The 15,829-nt window shown below is 41.5% G+C and carries 17 protein-coding genes and 1 pseudogene; 7 read left to right on the forward strand and 11 right to left on the reverse strand.

The annotated features are described in order from the left end of the window. Positions 1 to 28: 28 nt before the first annotated feature. Positions 29 to 943 carry a TIGR01777 family oxidoreductase gene (locus tag ACM2FC_RS06385; protein WP_498480053.1) on the reverse strand — a complete coding sequence of 305 codons (915 nt, stop codon included), beginning with the start codon at positions 941 to 943 and terminating at the stop codon, positions 29 to 31. A 234-nt stretch (positions 944 to 1,177) separates the two neighbouring features. On the opposite strand from ACM2FC_RS06385, the gene yfcE reads away from it, so the two are divergent. Beyond that, positions 1,178 to 1,726, forward strand: a complete 549-nt coding sequence (gene yfcE, locus ACM2FC_RS06390) for a phosphodiesterase (RefSeq protein WP_498480054.1) — start codon at positions 1,178 to 1,180, stop codon at positions 1,724 to 1,726. Positions 1,727 to 1,748: 22 nt separating this feature from the next. Here yfcE and ACM2FC_RS06395 read toward each other — a convergent pair whose 3' ends face one another. From ACM2FC_RS06395 to ACM2FC_RS06405, 3 genes are all read right to left on the reverse strand, one after another. Then, complete coding sequence (locus tag ACM2FC_RS06395; protein ID WP_498480055.1) at positions 1,749 to 2,027, reverse strand: Rdx family protein; 279 nt, start codon at positions 2,025 to 2,027, stop codon at positions 1,749 to 1,751. A 66-nt stretch (positions 2,028 to 2,093) separates the two neighbouring features. After that, complete coding sequence (locus ACM2FC_RS06400) at positions 2,094 to 2,618, reverse strand: regulatory protein ToxS (protein ID WP_498480056.1); 525 nt, start codon at positions 2,616 to 2,618, stop codon at positions 2,094 to 2,096. A 15-nt stretch (positions 2,619 to 2,633) separates the two neighbouring features. Then, positions 2,634 to 3,491 carry a winged helix-turn-helix domain-containing protein gene (locus ACM2FC_RS06405; protein WP_498480057.1) on the reverse strand — a complete coding sequence of 286 codons (858 nt, stop codon included), beginning with the start codon at positions 3,489 to 3,491 and terminating at the stop codon, positions 2,634 to 2,636. A 260-nt stretch (positions 3,492 to 3,751) separates the two neighbouring features. On the opposite strand from ACM2FC_RS06405, the gene htpG reads away from it, so the two are divergent. The 3 genes from htpG (at position 3,752) to hemH (ending at position 7,648) form a co-directional block, all read left to right on the forward strand. Then, positions 3,752 to 5,662: a molecular chaperone HtpG gene (htpG, locus tag ACM2FC_RS06410; protein ID WP_498480058.1), complete on the forward strand. Its 1,911-nt coding sequence runs from the start codon at positions 3,752 to 3,754 to the stop codon at positions 5,660 to 5,662. A 287-nt stretch (positions 5,663 to 5,949) separates the two neighbouring features. Further along, on the forward strand, positions 5,950 to 6,594 hold the full coding sequence (gene adk, locus ACM2FC_RS06415) for an adenylate kinase (RefSeq protein ID WP_498480059.1): 645 nt from the start codon (positions 5,950 to 5,952) through the stop codon (positions 6,592 to 6,594). 100 nt (positions 6,595 to 6,694) lie between these two features. Beyond that, on the forward strand, positions 6,695 to 7,648 hold the full coding sequence (gene hemH / locus ACM2FC_RS06420; RefSeq protein ID WP_498480060.1) for a ferrochelatase: 954 nt from the start codon (positions 6,695 to 6,697) through the stop codon (positions 7,646 to 7,648). Between the two features lie 71 nt (positions 7,649 to 7,719). Here hemH and dtpA read toward each other — a convergent pair. The 3 genes and pseudogenes from dtpA to ACM2FC_RS06435 form a co-directional block, all read right to left on the reverse strand. Further along, positions 7,720 to 9,213, reverse strand: a pseudogene (gene dtpA / locus ACM2FC_RS06425) (dipeptide/tripeptide permease DtpA); the annotation flags it as partial. 405 nt (positions 9,214 to 9,618) lie between these two features. Then, positions 9,619 to 10,083, reverse strand: a complete 465-nt coding sequence (gene bcp, locus ACM2FC_RS06430; protein WP_498480061.1) for a thioredoxin-dependent thiol peroxidase — start codon at positions 10,081 to 10,083, stop codon at positions 9,619 to 9,621. Positions 10,084 to 10,098: 15 nt separating this feature from the next. Then, positions 10,099 to 10,641, reverse strand: coding sequence for a glycine cleavage system transcriptional repressor (locus ACM2FC_RS06435; RefSeq protein WP_498480062.1), 543 nt, complete (start codon positions 10,639 to 10,641; stop codon positions 10,099 to 10,101). A 281-nt stretch (positions 10,642 to 10,922) separates the two neighbouring features. On the opposite strand from ACM2FC_RS06435, the gene dapA reads away from it, so the two are divergent. Together dapA and bamC are read left to right on the forward strand one after the other, a co-directional pair. After that, positions 10,923 to 11,801: a 4-hydroxy-tetrahydrodipicolinate synthase gene (dapA, locus tag ACM2FC_RS06440; protein ID WP_498480063.1), complete on the forward strand. Its 879-nt coding sequence runs from the start codon at positions 10,923 to 10,925 to the stop codon at positions 11,799 to 11,801. Between the two features lie 47 nt (positions 11,802 to 11,848). Further along, the gene (gene bamC / locus ACM2FC_RS06445) at positions 11,849 to 12,886 is read left to right on the forward strand and encodes an outer membrane protein assembly factor BamC (RefSeq protein WP_498480064.1); all 1,038 of its coding nucleotides are present in this window, start codon (positions 11,849 to 11,851) and stop codon (positions 12,884 to 12,886) included. Between the two features lie 30 nt (positions 12,887 to 12,916). Here bamC and ACM2FC_RS06450 read toward each other — a convergent pair whose 3' ends face one another. The 4 genes from ACM2FC_RS06450 to ACM2FC_RS06465 are packed head-to-tail and all read right to left on the reverse strand — an operon-like array spanning position 12,917 to position 15,331. Continuing rightward, on the reverse strand, positions 12,917 to 13,141 hold the full coding sequence (locus tag ACM2FC_RS06450; protein WP_498480410.1) for a DUF2897 family protein: 225 nt from the start codon (positions 13,139 to 13,141) through the stop codon (positions 12,917 to 12,919). A gap of 2 nt (positions 13,142 to 13,143) precedes the next feature. Then, positions 13,144 to 13,830: a M15 family metallopeptidase gene (locus tag ACM2FC_RS06455; RefSeq protein ID WP_498480065.1), complete on the reverse strand. Its 687-nt coding sequence runs from the start codon at positions 13,828 to 13,830 to the stop codon at positions 13,144 to 13,146. Between the two features lie 9 nt (positions 13,831 to 13,839). Further along, positions 13,840 to 14,973 (reverse strand): succinyl-diaminopimelate desuccinylase, encoded by a 1,134-nt coding sequence (gene dapE, locus ACM2FC_RS06460; protein WP_498480066.1) that lies wholly within the window; start codon positions 14,971 to 14,973, stop codon positions 13,840 to 13,842. Between the two features lie 10 nt (positions 14,974 to 14,983). Beyond that, entirely contained in the window at positions 14,984 to 15,331 is a 348-nt protein-coding gene (locus tag ACM2FC_RS06465) for an ArsC family reductase (protein WP_498480067.1), read from the reverse strand. Between the two features lie 197 nt (positions 15,332 to 15,528). Between ACM2FC_RS06465 and ACM2FC_RS06470 the strand changes: the two genes are divergently transcribed. After that, positions 15,529 to 15,810: a winged helix-turn-helix domain-containing protein gene (locus tag ACM2FC_RS06470; protein ID WP_498480068.1), complete on the forward strand. Its 282-nt coding sequence runs from the start codon at positions 15,529 to 15,531 to the stop codon at positions 15,808 to 15,810. Positions 15,811 to 15,829: the final 19 nt, after the last annotated feature.

Consider the following 15,829-nt stretch of genomic DNA (forward strand, 5'->3'; position numbering starts at 1 on the left):
AAAATTGAGTAAGTTACAGAGTAAAGGATCATGAAGAATGGTGTAACAGGTTTTTTAGTGCTGGCTCTAATCTTGAGAAGTTAAATTGGAATCCTAGCTCAGTCAGCTTTTTGGGCTTGGCTCTGGCACTATCGAATAAAAGGACCGAGCTTTCACCTAGAGCGAGTTTCAGTACCCATTTAGGTGTAAATAGAAAGTGAGGTCGTTTAAGAGACTTTGCTAGCTGTCGACTGAAGTGTTTATTCGTGACAGGGTGGGGAGCACACAAATTGAATTCGCCATGGGCGTGCGAAGTGTTGAGTAGATACAAAATACCTCGCACCATATCTTGGATGTGAATCCATGGCATGTATTGTTGGCCTTTTCCAATTGGCCCACCAAGCCCAAGTTTATAGGGAGTGAGCATTTTTTGTAGGGCTCCACCATCAGCTTTGAGCACGATACCTGTACGCAATAGACAAACGCGAGTCGACTCGGAACGGGCTCTTTTGGCTATTTGCTCCCAAGTTGAACAAACCAAATGAGGGAATTTAGGCTGACTGACATGCAAGCTTTCGTCAAACGGATGAGCTTCTTGATTTCCATAATAGCCAACTGCTGAGCCACTGATGAATACAGGGGGAGGCTCAGCACTTGCGTGAATAAGGTTGACTAACTGTTCGGTGATTATCCAACGGCTGTTGCAGATGATTTCTTTTTGCTTTCGGCTCCAGCGTTTATCCACTATGGGTTCACCGGCAAGGTTAATAATTGCGTCAAACCCATTGGCATCTCGAAGGTCCTCCAAAGAGGCAATATATTCTATATTTCCATGATCGATATGCTTTAACGTCTGTTTGGCTTGCAGTACGTTGCGAGTCAGTAGTACAACATCATAAGTGGTAAAGTGCTTCATAAGCTCTTTACCAATAAAACCTGTGCCGCCTGTTAGCAGTATCTTCATCACGCTTCCTTCCGTTGTGGTATCAGTATAGCAAGGGCTATCAGATATGAATGCGAAATATAGCATTCGTCCATTTGTACTATTTGGGGTTAACCGTGCTCCGATCATAGAAAATGACTAAGTTCTAGTACAATAATATTGAGCTAAATGGTGCGTAGGTGAAAGACGGTGGCGATCATAAAAGATCTCCCGTCTTGTCGACCACTACCAATAATAAGGTGAGAGTTTATAGTTATGAGTGCTTTATTTTTTGCATCTGACATTCACGGGAGTTTACCTGCTACCATCAAGCTGTTAGAGGCGTTTAACAACTCTGGAGCAAGCCAATTAATTCTACTTGGTGATATTTTGAACCACGGCCCACGTAACCCTGTTCCAATAGGATATAACCCTGTTGACGTCGCTAACAAGCTAAACAAATATGCTGAACAGATTATTGCCGTGAGAGGGAATTGTGACAGTGAAGTCGACCAAATGTTATTAGATTTCCCAATGATGATGGATTACGCATGGGTTTTACTCGAATCTGGGCAAAGAATGTTCATGACTCATGGACATCACTACAATATGGACAATCGTCCCAAACTGGCGCAAGGCGATATTTTAGTTTGTGGCCACACTCATGTTCCTGTTGCTGAGAGGTACCGCGATATTTTCGTACTTAATCCAGGTTCAGTGACTTTCCCACGCTCGGATTCTCGGCCTAGCTATGGACTCTATCGTCGAGGTGAATTCAATGTGATGTCATTTGAGGGAGAAGTAGTCGTAGCGACTGAATTGTAACTATATTTGGAACTCGAACGAATTAACGCACATCAGAGTGGCCTAGAGAACGCTCTGGGTCTATGACGTCTCTCACTCGTTGCTTAAGTATTTTTGCTTCTGGAAAACCACCGTCACGTTTTCTTTCCCATACGAGCTCACCATTGCAGAAAATTTCAAATCGGCCGCCTGTATCTGGGTGCAAGCTAACGGTCTCTATATCTTCACTAAAAGTTGATAGCAACTCTTGAGTAAGCCAAGTCGAGCGAAGCATCCAGTTGCATTGACGGCAATAGTAAATATCGATTTTAGCTTTTTCCATGATCCCAACTATGATTGGTCAGTCAAAATTAGAGGCACGCTTCGCACGCCTCCTCTATGAGATGTGTTAGTCAGTCGACAGTAATGTTGAGCCGTGTCCTAGGCTCGTAAGAAGCAAGGTTTTGCTATTTACAATATCTATTCGCCGACTTTGCTGAGAGTCCATGCGTATCAATTGAGTAATCAAATGAATTTGCTTTTGCGTGAATTCATTCGTCTCTGCTGAGGTCACGTCTTTAAACTCTTGTGGTGATACTATCAAGTAATCGTCACTGATACTCCATTTGCCTGATTCGGAGATATTAATGACATTGGTCAATACCACTTTATCATTTTCTTTAGCATAAAGACGAACGACGGACGAGCGAAGATAAGTGCCATTCGGCAGGTATTTTACGTTGGAGATTAGTGTTCCTTTTTTAACGGGGCCGATGGCCTCCTCTGGCATTTGGGTATCGATTACTGTGATCATATTCGACTGCCATTCTTGAGAGGTTAAAATTTGCTCTACTTTTAAATCGCTTCCCCAATAAAGCCACCCACTGAATAGTATGGAAAGACCTAATAGTGCTGCTGCTATTTTCTTGTTCATTTTAGACTCTCCGGTTTAATGACTACACACATTGCTTAGGTCTTTTTGGTTCGCAAAAATCCGAACTGTGACATTTTTATCGGAGTGTTGGGTTGAGTGGATATAATTCAACACCAATTGGTTATCTTGCCCACCAGTTGTAATTACCTCAACCAACGTTGAATTGGCGTTGTGCTTCTCAGTGTATTTTTGCACACACTGCTTTATAGAAGGAATCCATTTGTCGATAGGTGGGTGACTGGCCAAAGTTAACACAGGAATTTTATTCACTCTTGCTAAGCGAACAAACTTTGAGTCTGCGGGATGCGTAAACAGTACCACTATCAAAGGGATGATTATAGCTAGCAGCAGCATAGTAGCAACGGGCCAGCTAAATTTTGAGCGAGGTGGATCAGCCTTTTCTGCCTCTACTGAAGGTGTGATTACACTTGATAGAGGGGCGTTACTTTCCGATGAAAATGTCACATCGTTTTCTGTTTCGCAGGCAATATTTTCATCTGTTTCAACGTTATCATTCGCTAAAAGAGGGGTTGTTCTTTCAACGCTACATATCAATTGATAACCACGTTTGGGCACAGTTTTAACAAATATTGGAGATTTAGTTGAATCTTTGAGCATCTTTCTTAAAGTAGAAATTGCTTGAGTCAAACTTGAATCATCGACTTCAAAGCCTTGCTCTCGCCATACAAACTCGTGTAGCTCATTTCGTGAGACTACTTCATTTGGGCGCTCTGCAAGTAGTAACAATATTCGACTTTCATTGCTGCCAAGTCGGATTGTTTCATTGTCGCTAGCTTGGTCGACCAGAGAATTGTTGTTTGGATCAAAAGTAAATCGATTATCTAGAATAAACTTAGTACCAATATTGCTCATTGAATTCTTCTTTCTATTAGCTTATTTTTTAACCGAAACCTATTCTCAGTGTCCGTACCAAGCGTTCGTTCGTCAAGTTTTAGATTATTTGATAACATTTTAACTGCGAAGAATAATAAAAATAAATAAAAAAAACATCGTTTTTATGCTTTCTGACCTTGAATTTACACTTTTTAGCCTCATCTCTACAGCCGAAGCATTGTAAACAGCGCCCAATCAATGAGAATGCGCATAAATTTAGCAGATGTTACGGAGCTAATATGAGCGAAACTGCAACAATCAATAAAGAAACTCGAGGTTTTCAATCGGAAGTAAAACAACTACTTCATTTGATGATCCATTCTCTGTATTCAAACAAAGAGATCTTCTTGCGTGAGCTAATTTCGAACGCATCGGATGCCTCAGACAAGTTGCGTTTTCAAGCACTGTCTAACCCAGACTTATACCAAGGTGACGCTGAACTAGGCGTTAAACTTTCATTTGATGAAGCTAACAACACTCTAACTATTTCTGATAACGGAATTGGTATGAGTCGCGATGATGTCATTGAACATCTTGGAACTATCGCAAAATCAGGTACAGCGGAGTTCTTCTCTAAACTATCTGAAGAGCAAACCAAAGACTCTCAGCTTATCGGTCAGTTCGGTGTTGGTTTTTATTCGGCATTTATTGTCGCTGATGCAGTGACAGTAAGAACTCGCGCAGCTGGCCTTGCTGCTGATCAAGCGGTTCAATGGCACTCTTCTGGAGAAGGTGAGTACACTATCGAAGACATCAGCAAAGAGTCTCGTGGTACTGATATTGTTCTTCACATGCGTGAAGAAGGAAAAGAGTTCCTAAGTGAATGGCGTTTGCGCGAAGTGATCGGTAAGTACTCTGATCATATCGGTATTCCAGTTTCTATCTTAACCAAAGTGAAAGATGAAGAAGGCAAAGAAACCGAAGAAACTAAGTGGGAGCAAATCAACAAAGCTCAAGCACTTTGGACTCGTAATAAGTCTGATATCTCAGAAGACGAATACAAAGAGTTCTACAAGCACGTTTCTCATGACTTCGCGGATCCACTGCTATGGAGCCATAACCGTGTAGAAGGTAAGAACGATTACACAAGCTTGTTGTATATCCCGACAAAAGCGCCGTTCGATATGATGAACCGTGAACACAAAGCAGGCCTTAAGCTTTATGTTCAACGCGTGTTTATCATGGACGATGCTGAGCAATTCATGCCTTCATACCTACGTTTCGTTAAAGGTCTAATTGATTCAAATGACCTTCCATTGAACGTTTCTCGTGAAATTCTACAAGATAACAAGGTAACTCAGTCACTTCGTAATGCATGTACCAAGCGTGTTCTCACAATGCTTGAGCGCATGGCGAAAAATGACGAAGAGAAGTATCAAAGCTTCTGGAAAGAGTTTGGTCTTGTGATGAAAGAAGGCCCAGCTGAAGACTTCTCTAACAAAGAAAAAGTCGCTGGATTACTTCGTTTCACTTCAACAGAAGCTGATTCTGAAGAGCAAACTGTTGGTCTTGCTTCTTACGTAGAGCGTATGAAAGAAGAACAAGATAAGATCTATTACCTCACAGCAGACAGCTATGCAGCAGCTAAAAACAGCCCTCACTTAGAGCAGTTCAAAGCGAAAGGTATCGAAGTTATCTTGATGTACGATCGCATTGATGAGTGGTTAATGAACTACCTAACCGAGTTTGACGGTAAGCAGTTCCAGTCAATCACAAAAGCAGGTCTAGATCTAAGTAAGTTTGAAGACGAAGCTGAAAAAGAGAAGCAGAAAGAAACTGAAGAAGAGTTCAAGTCTGTTGTTGAGCGTACTAAAGAATACCTAGGCGATCGTGTGAAAGAAGTTCGCACTACGTTCAAACTAGCAACAACACCAGCTGTTGTTGTGACTGATGACTTTGATATGGGGACTCAAATGGCTAAGCTGCTAGAAGCTGCTGGCCAAGAAGCACCAAAAGTGAACTATATCTTTGAAATCAACCCAGATCACGAGCTTGTTAAGCGTATGGCTGATGAAGCTGACGAACAAGCATTTGGCCGTTGGGTTGAAGTATTGCTTGGCCAAGCGATGTTAGCAGAAAGAGGTTCGATGGAAGATCCATCTCAGTTCTTAGGTGCTATAAATACGTTGTTGGGTAAAGTTTCTCAATAAAAACCACTAAATAGAAAGGCTCGCGTTTGCGAGCTTTTCTTTTTTTATATTATCTTGTTGTAAAATAAGTGTATTTTCTAAGTTTTTATATTTTCGGTGAGAACTAAGAAAAACACTCGCTGAATAGACTCAACGCCAATAGTTTAAAATTTGTGTTAAACTATACAGCTTATACATTAAGAATCACACGAATGTTACTTTCGTGTGATAAAACTTAGACAATTTACATCGTTGTATCAATGGCTTACTTGTTTGATACACAGCATAAATTCTAAAGAGGATTACACATGCGCATCATTCTTCTAGGTGCTCCAGGTGCAGGTAAAGGCACTCAAGCTCAGTTCATTATGGAGAAATTCGGTATTCCACAAATTTCTACAGGTGACATGCTACGTGCTGCTATCAAGGCTGGTACTGAGCTTGGTAAGCAAGCGAAAGCAGTAATCGATGCTGGCCAACTAGTGTCTGATGATATTATCTTGGGCCTAATCAAAGAGCGTATTGCTCAAGATGACTGCGAGCAAGGCTTCTTACTTGATGGCTTCCCCCGCACTATTCCTCAAGCTGATGGTTTGAAAGATATGGGTATCGATGTTGACTACGTTATTGAATTTGACGTAGCAGACGATGTGATCGTAGAGCGCATGGCTGGCCGTCGTGCTCACTTGGCTTCTGGTCGTACTTACCACGTTGTTTACAATCCACCAAAAGTGGAAGGTAAAGATGATATCACTGGTGAAGATCTTGTTGTTCGTGACGACGATAAAGAAGAAACAGTTCGTGCTCGCCTAGGTGTTTACCATGAGCAAACTGCACCGCTTATCTCTTACTACGGTAAAGAAGCAGACGCTGGCAATACTAAGTACCTAAAATTTGACGGTACAAAGCAAGTTGCTGAAGTAAGTGCAGACATTGAAAAAGCGTTAGCTTAATCCTAAAAAGAACGCTAAAAATGTTAATAAAGAAGCGGCCTTAATGGCCGTTTTTTTATAGAATGTCAGTTATCCTCGCACTAATAACTGATTGAGTATCATGGAAAACAGCGACAAGAAAGGTGTTTTGCTGGTTAATTTAGGCACTCCCGACTCTCCAACTGCACCAGCAGTGAAAAAGTTTTTAAGTCAATTTTTGCACGATAAACGTGTGGTAGATATGAGCCGCCTGCTTTGGTGCCCAATTCTACATGGTGTCATTCTGCCGATCCGTTCACCTAAAGTAGCTAAGTCTTATCAGACAATTTGGATGGAAGGTGGCTCGCCGCTGATGGTGCATTCTAAAAATCAGGCAGCAAAATTAGAGAAAAGGCTAGGCTATCCAGTTGAATTAGGTATGAGTTATGGCTCGCCATCTTTAGAAACTGGCATTTCTAATTTGCTCAGTCAGGGAGTAGAGCAAATCGTTATTTTGCCGTTGTATCCGCAATATTCCAACACAACGACAGCTGCAGCATTAGACGCTATAACTCATGTATTTAAGCATTTGTCGACGATTCCATCTTACCGCTTTATTCGGGATTATTGCTCCCATCCAGGCTACATTAAAGCCTTAGCAGCCTCAGTTAAAAAAGCGTGGGATGAAAATGGTAAAGGCGATTACCTACTTTGTTCTTATCATGGTATCCCTAAACGCTTTGCTGACAATGGTGACATCTATCCTCAACACTGCGAACAGACAACCCAATTGTTAGCTGAAGAGCTAGGTTTGACGTCAGAGCAGATCGGTTTTGCATATCAATCTCGATTTGGCAGGGAAGAGTGGTTGAAACCGTATACAGATAAAGTTTTAACGTCTCTTGCTGAAAAAGGTATAGATAACCTCGATGTTATTGCTCCAGCCTTCTCTGTGGACTGTTTAGAGACATTAGAAGAGATTTCTGAGCAGTATCAAGAGTTGTTCTTAGAGTCTGGTGGCAAGCAATTTAACTATATTCCATGCTTAAATGATTCTGATGAACATATTGAAATGATGAGGCAGCTGGTACTATAGCTTATGCACTGTTCAGCAAACATAAAAAAACCGAAGCTGAAAGCTTCGGTTTTTTTATCAAAGGTGTTTTCTTAAGCAGTTTTTTCAGTAAGAGCGCTGCTTTCTGAAGCTCCACCGCGGCAGATACGTGTTAGCTTAGGGGCAATAATAAATGTGATTACTGCAATAGCTAGAGTCCAGTAACCAATTTGACCAAATACGTGACCATAAACAACGAGAGATTTGTGAGGGTCATTGATGTGAGCTGGAACAGAAGTTAAGCTCGCAACCCAACCTGCAACTACAGCTGCTGTAGCAGACGTTAGGAACCACATACCCATAGCAAAACCCATCATGCGTTGAGGAACTAGTTGAGCAACCATAGCTAGGCCAAGACCAGATACAAGCAGTTCACCGATTGATTGGAATGCATAGCTAGTAACTAACCAGTTTGAGCTTACAATACCTTCGTGGTTAGCAAAACCGACACTCCAAGATAGAACTAAGAACGAGATTGCGCACAGTAACATACCGATAGCAAACTTGAATGGCATTGATAAGCTATCACCTAAGCGGTTATACATTACCGCTAAGATAGGGCTAGCTATCATTATCCATAATGGGTTTAGCGCTTGGAATTGCTCTGGTTCAACAGACATACCAAAAACATCATGCGATACATTGTGAATCGCAAAGAAGTTTAAAGAAGTAGGCATTTGGAAGTAAAGCACGAAGAACACAACGCCCTGTAGCATTAGGATGAAAGCTACAATCATCTTTGAACGCTCAATACCAGAGATGCTGAAGGCTTCTTTAAAATAAAGAACAACAATAGCGATACCTGCAATAGCTAGGATGGCATGTGCAATAGATAGGTGTTGAAGCAAGTATGCGCATACAAAGCTCGCCACGATACTACCAACAACGACAAGTGTCATTCTACTCATGTTTACAGGAGCTAGGTCTGCTGGTGAACCAACGCCTCTTAGCATGCGTTGACAAAATACGAAGTTTACAACAGTAATGGCTAGGCCAATTGCGCTTACGCCAAATGCCATACCATAGCCTACCTTAGCTGCAACGTATGGAGTCAGAAGCATTGAGAAGAAAGAACCTAGGTTGATCGCCATGTAGTACATGGTGAATGCGCCGTCTAGGCGAGGATCATTCTCTTCATAGCACTTAGATAGAAGGCTAGAAGGGTTTGCTTTGAATAGACCATTACCAACAGTAATGAAGCCCATAGCCACAAAAATAAAAGTTGAGCCACCAATGTGAGACCTAGTTGTAGACAGGCCTAACATAAGATAGCCAATCGTTAAAATGATAGCTCCAAGAGTAATGGTCCGCTTGGTGCCAATAATTTTATCACCAATCCAGCCTCCTGCAGCTACAAAGCCGTAAACAAGGGCAGAGAAAGCACCAAATAAAACAAATGAGGTCGATTCTTTCATACCTAGTATTTGTACTAGGTAAACGGTAAGAATCGCTTGCATACCGTAAAAGCCGAAACGCTCCCAAAATTCTATCGAAAATATTAAATAGAAAGGCTTAGGTTGCTTGAATACATTCAAGTCGGACATATAGGTTTCCTGTAAATACGTTGTGTTTAGTCAATTAGCCTGACAAAAATTGTTATAATTTTATAAATATTTTGTTAACACAGTGGGTTAAGAATAAATAACCGAGGCAAATTATCACTGATAGCGATGACAATAAATAATAGAAATGCAATGTTAATTTCCAAAAATGAGTAAATTTTGCTGCATTATGTCTAGAAACTGTCAATTTTTTATTATATTTCCGCACGTTAAGAGAATGGGGCTTTTGACTGTGAAGGCGATGAAAACTAACGTTTTGTTTGGCTAATTTTTAGTTAGATAGATATTTTGACTAATTATGAATCTATTAATAAGTTTACGAACAAGGACAAGTTGAGTAGGAAAAAATGAAGTAGCCCATCAAAAAATAGGCCACTTATGCGCAACTAGTTATTTATTAAGGTAATCTAGAATAACTTGATGGTGATCTTTGGTCTTGAATTTGTTAAAGACGTGTTCAATTTTGCCTTGTTCATCAATTAAAAAGCTGATGCGATGAAGGCCATCGTATACTTTTCCCATAAACTTCTTCTCGCCCCAAACGCCGTATGAATCGGCAACAGCGTGGTCTTCATCAGAGAGTAAAGTGAAGTTTAGGTTATCTCTTTCAATAAACTTACCCAGACGTTTTACGGGGTCGATACTGACGCCTAAAACTACAACATTGAGATCATCAAGCTGTGATTTAATGTCTCTCAGTCCCTGAGCTTGTACTGTACACCCTGGAGTCATCGCTTTCGGGTAAAAGTAGAGTAGTACTTTTTTTCCTTTAAATTCAGAAAGGCTTACTGGCTCATCATCTTGGTTGTGCAGAGAAAAATCTGGGGCTACCGAGCCCGCTGTTAGAGTATTCATAATAAGAGCGTCCTTTTAAAGGTTGTTTTTTATAAATTTAATACTGCCTTTCACCAGTAGCTTTTCACACAAATCGTTAAAATCTTGTTTTAACGTTGATATGTCTGTTTCAGAGTCGAGCTTAGCAGCAATGGAAATATGGAATTGATTTTGGTTTAGATTCGTTGTCGATTTATCAATAGCTTGGGCACTAAGAGAGGCCAAGCCTATGTTTCTGTCTGCAAAAAATTGCGTAAATTGCTCAGTCAGCCCAAGCCTGTCTTCTGCTTCTATAACAATCTCTACATTACAGAAGTTGTCTTGAGTAGCGGGTGGAGTCGTACGTTTGGTCATGGTAATGATATCATTATCTTGTCCAAGTAACGGCAGTAGAGACTCGATGCGCGCGATGGCACTGGATAGACCGGATATCAGCATAATTAATGTACATTCGCTGCCAAATATTGCGATTCGGCTATCTATAATGTTGCATTCTGCATTGCTGACGAGGTGGACAATTTGATTACACATCCCGGGGCGATCAGTACCTATTGCGGTAATCACTAAATGTTGACTCATAGTAATCTTCTGTATGCTCCTTTATTTGGGAGTTAGCTTAGCATACGCCGAGAAATAATATATGTTAGCCGGATGATTTATTGCTTAGCCCAAGGTAGCAACACGCCAACTCGCTCTTTTGAAGCAGGCTGACCAAGCTATGACAAGTAAAGAAAGTAATTCACATATAAAAGAGGAAAGGTTGCAGAGCTCAAGTCTGTCATATCAAGATTATTAATCTCTTGTGTTTAACAATCAGCATACAGTACCATTCAGAAAGATATTCAATATTGGAGAGAGACATGTTTTCGGGAAGTATAGTGGCGTTAATTACACCATTCAATCATGTTGGTGAAGTGGATTTCATTGGCCTGAAAAAGCTAGTAGATTTCCACGTTGATGCAGGGACAACAGGTATCGTTGCCGTGGGAACCACGGGTGAATCCGCTACACTGACTGTCGAAGAGCATGTGAAAGTTGTCAATAAGGTGGTTGAGTTTGCCGATGGCCGTGTACCTGTCATTGCTGGTACAGGTGCGAATGCAACTCACGAGGCCGTTACATTTAGTCGCTTACTTAATGGCTCAGGCATTGCAGGCTGTTTAAGTGTCACCCCATATTACAATAAGCCTACGCAAGAAGGGTTATACCAACACTACAAAGCTATTGCAGAGGTCAGTAGTGTTCCTCAAATTCTATACAATGTGCCAGGTCGAACAGCGGTAGACTTGTTACCAGAGACGGTTGCTCGTTTATCTAAAATTGATAATATCGTTGCTCTGAAAGATGCAACTGGTGATTTGAGTCGAGTACAAATTCATCGTGAACTTTGTGGCGAAGATTTTATCTTACTAAGTGGCGATGATTCGACAGGGTTGGATTTTGTTAAGCACGGCGGGCAAGGTGTTATTTCTGTCACCAATAACATAGCAGCTGCAGATATGGCGAAGATGATGCAATTGGCATTAGATGGTAATTTTGAAGATGCTGAAATCATCAACCAACGTTTAATGACGTTGCACAAAAACTTGTTTATCGAATCTAGCCCAATTCCTGTAAAATGGGCAGCTCATCAGATGGGATTAATTGCTGATGGTGATTTGCGCTTGCCGTTGACTGTGTTATCAGAGCAAGCACAACCTGTCGTAGCTAAAGCTTTAACTGAAGCAGGTATCAATTAATTTGAGAAAAAGCCGGAGAATGTGCTTCGGCTCTTTTAGGAGTTTCAATGAAGTTTACTCACCAGCTAGTCGTTAGTTCGCTAGCTGTTTTAATATTAAGTGGTTGCTCTGACAGCCCAGCTCAACGTCGCGAAGCGAGAGGTGATTTTGATTATCTTTCTACTGCGCCAATGCAACAGTGGAAAGATCCTACTAACGTTCAACCACAGTTTTATACTAAATATCAGATACCAAAAGGCGATTACAAAGGTGCTATTGGCAAAGGTGTCGATATCCGTCCGCCTCAAGAAGTATTGGACTTGATACCCGGCACTCAAGTTGAACAAAGAAATGGCGATGCGATACTTTGGTTCTACAATCCTGAGCAACTTCCTAAGGTATGGCAAATCACAAAGAATGTGTTGCAGAACCGTAAGGTAGAAGCTCCCATTGAGACTGATAAAGAGATTAAAACGGGTTGGGTAACGTGGAACTTTAAAGATCAAGAGCAGCCAATTGGTGCGAAATACGATATCACCATGCTTCAAAATGAAGAGCGCTCGGGTATTAAAATTTCATTGATAGATTGGCGAAGTGGGAATAAAGAGGCATCTGCGACTGAGCTAGAAAAATCTAGATACTCTGCTTTGATGATGAATCTTATCACTAACCAATATGATGAGGACATGCGAGCGGAAGAGGCGAAAAAAGCTCAAGCACTTATCAAGCAAATTCCAATTACAATGGGAACTGACCGAAGTGGTCTGCCTGTTGTCATTGCTCGAATCCAGTACAACCTAGTATGGCAACGGATGCCGAGTATTTTGTCGACGATGGGCTTTACAGTTCAAGAGCGGAATCAATCGCAAGGCACGATTCAAGCCGAATACAAAACGCCAAATAGTGCTTATTGGTCAAGAGTCGGTGAAAAACCAATTGCTCTGAAAAGTGGTAATAAGTACACCTTCTTATTAGGTGATTTAGTTAACCGAACCTCGATCAACTTAACTAATTCTTCTGGTAAACCTGTTGATGAAGATGTATTGAAAGCTTTGGTCCCAATGCTAAAAGATGCGTCAGAACAACATCAGGTAAATAAGAAATAGAACCAACTTTAATAACAGAGGCAGACTTTTTTAGTCTGCCTTTTTTTTATCTGTTGGCTTTTCCTCGGTATGCTCAGCACGGCTCGTTTCTTCTTTTTCTTTGCTCAGTTCATTCAGTTTATCGAGATCCGTTTTGCGTTTATCGAGATAATCAAGCTTAATCTTGGCGGAGTATTTCAATGCAGCAATATTGCCTGCAACCACGCTGACAACGACAATAATGATAACCCAAGGGTTAAATAGCCATTCTATGATGTTCATGTCCGTCCTATTGGATTGATATTGATAACATATTGATTGTATATCTCATCAAGTAACGAGAATATGCTGTCACGTGCCAAAATCTCTGTTTTGCTCATCTGCTGGTGAATAACCTCAAGAGAAAGTTGGCTTAGACACTGTTTAGACGTGGATAAATGGCTAATATGCCAAGGTTCAATGGAGACACCACCTCGATTTTGATCATATGGGAAAAAGAATCCATATGTTGATATATTGTCGATCAGCCAATGAGAGAACTTTGATTGGTGACCAGATTGGTATTCCCAAGGTTCTAACAATAATTGACCTTCGTTTGGAAGCGAGCTGGCATCATAAACATCAAAATCTGTTCCCCAGTGATGTCGGCTAGTACCGGGTAGAGCGGACCAGTTTAGGATAGCTTGAATTCTTTCACTATCACTTAGTTCTCTAATATCAACTATGTTGTTGTCTGAGTCTCGAATAGTGAGTGCGCCAGACATTTTTCGATTCCATATCGATAGCTGATCATCAAAACTGCGAAAACCGCTGGCAATATGGAATTCAAAGCCCTCGTTTTCAGCAGCTAACTTGAGCCTTTGTAAGTCTTCTCCAACTTCGGGGTTAACTAAGAAGCTCTTTTTGCCAATCAGTATTGAAGTCAAATATGACGGGTCACTGCCAGTTAGCTGCGCTGGGGTCATAGCTCTCGTTTACCTTAACAAGTTTTCTAGTGTTTTTTCGTACATGTCGGTCAGTTTTTCTAAATCAGCGATACTGACACACTCGTTTATTTTGTGAATCGTTGCATTCACAGGGCCAAGCTCGACAACTTGCGAGCCCATTTTGGCAATAAACCTACCATCTGATGTACCGCCAGTTGTGAGTAGCTCAGGTGTTTTGTGGTTCACTTCTTCTACAGCTTTAACGACAGACTTAAGTAGCTCGCCAGAGCCAGTTAAAAATGGTTGGCCGCTAAGAGTCCAGTTTAGTTCATACTCAAGGCCATGTGCATCAAGTATTGAATGAACTTTTGACTTGATCTGATCGCTGGTTATTTCTGTACTGAACCTAAAGTTAAATTGAACACTAAATTCCCCAGGAATGACATTGGACGCACCAGTGCCAGAATACAAATTCGGTATTTGGAAGCTCGTTGGTGGGAAAAATTCATTACCGTTATCCCAAGTGGTTTCAACTAACTCAGACAATGCTGGCATTGCTTGATGCACAGGGTTATTTGCAAGGTGAGGGTAGGCTACGTGGCCTTGGGTTCCTTTAATGACTAAATCCCCAGTGATAGAACCACGGCGTCCATTTTTGATGACATCTCCAACATGGTGCGTACTAGATGGCTCGCCAACAATACACATGTCGATAAGCTCATCACGAGCCATAAGTGTATCTACAACTCGAGTTGTACCGTTTATAAACGGACCTTCTTCATCTGACGTAATTAAAAAGGCGATTGAGCCTTGATGGTTTGGGTTGTTGGCGATAAATCGCTCAACGGCCACAATCATACAAGCCAAGGAGCCTTTCATATCGGCAGCGCCTCGGCCATGTAAATATTCATCAATGACAGTGGGCTCAAAAGGGGGGGTGTGCCACTTAGTTGTATCACCAGGCGGTACAACATCGGTGTGACCTGCAAAAGCAAACAGCGGGGCTGAATTGCCACGTCGTGCCCAAAAATTGGTGGTATCCTCGAACACCATGACTTCAATTTCGAATCCAAGCTCTTTGAGTCGATTAATCATGACTTCTTGGCAGCCTGCGTCTTCAGGTGTCACGGATTCGCGGCTAATGAGATCTTTGGCGAGGGCTAAGGTTGGAGTATCAGACATTGGTGGTTCCTTATGAAAAAATCTTGGCATATTGCTCTGACTTAAAGCCGATGTGAAGGTTTTCATCTACCAGCAAAATTGGTCGCTTAATCATAGCGGGCATTTCTACCATCAGCTCGATTGCGCTTGCTTCATCCAGTGTCTTCTTTTGTTCGTCGGATAGCTGCCTAAAAGTGGTGCCTCTCTTGTTGAGAACGGTTTCCCAGCCGAGAGACTGACAAAATTTGCTAACAAGCGCATGGTCAATGCCTTGTTTACGATAGTCGTGAAATTGGTAGTTTATTTGTTGTGCGTCGAGCCATTTCTTGGCTTTTTTTATCGTATCGCAGTTGGGGATACCGAACATGGTTATGTTCATTGACTTCCTTAAAATTAGAGGGCGAACTAGGCCTTAAATCCTATCAGGAAGTGCGCTGAGACTCAAAAAGTCACAGTTTTTCTTTCTCTTCTAACACCACAAATTTTATAAGGGATTGGTGTCAATTTGATCAACCTCAATACCTCGACAGCGAAATTAGAAATAATGACGATTAAAGTTTTAACGAGGAGGTATCAATGGACTTGAGCCCTGTATTCGCTAGGCGCCTTTATATCGCATTATTGGTAGAGAGCCTAGAGAGGCCCAATGTGCCCAAATTAATAGCAAAGACTGGTTGGCCAAGGCGGACCATTCAAGATGTACTAAAAGCATTGCCTGGTTTAGGTATTGAGTTGATGTTTGTGCAAGATGGCAGACGTCACAACGATGGCTATTACCAATTATCTGACTGGGGTCCTTTTGACAGCCAGTGGGTGTTAGAGCGTCGCGCAGATATTGTCGATAGTGTGAGAGCATAAGCCAGAGCAAAATCTGGCT

The organism is Vibrio sp. A37, from assembly GCF_059777565.1.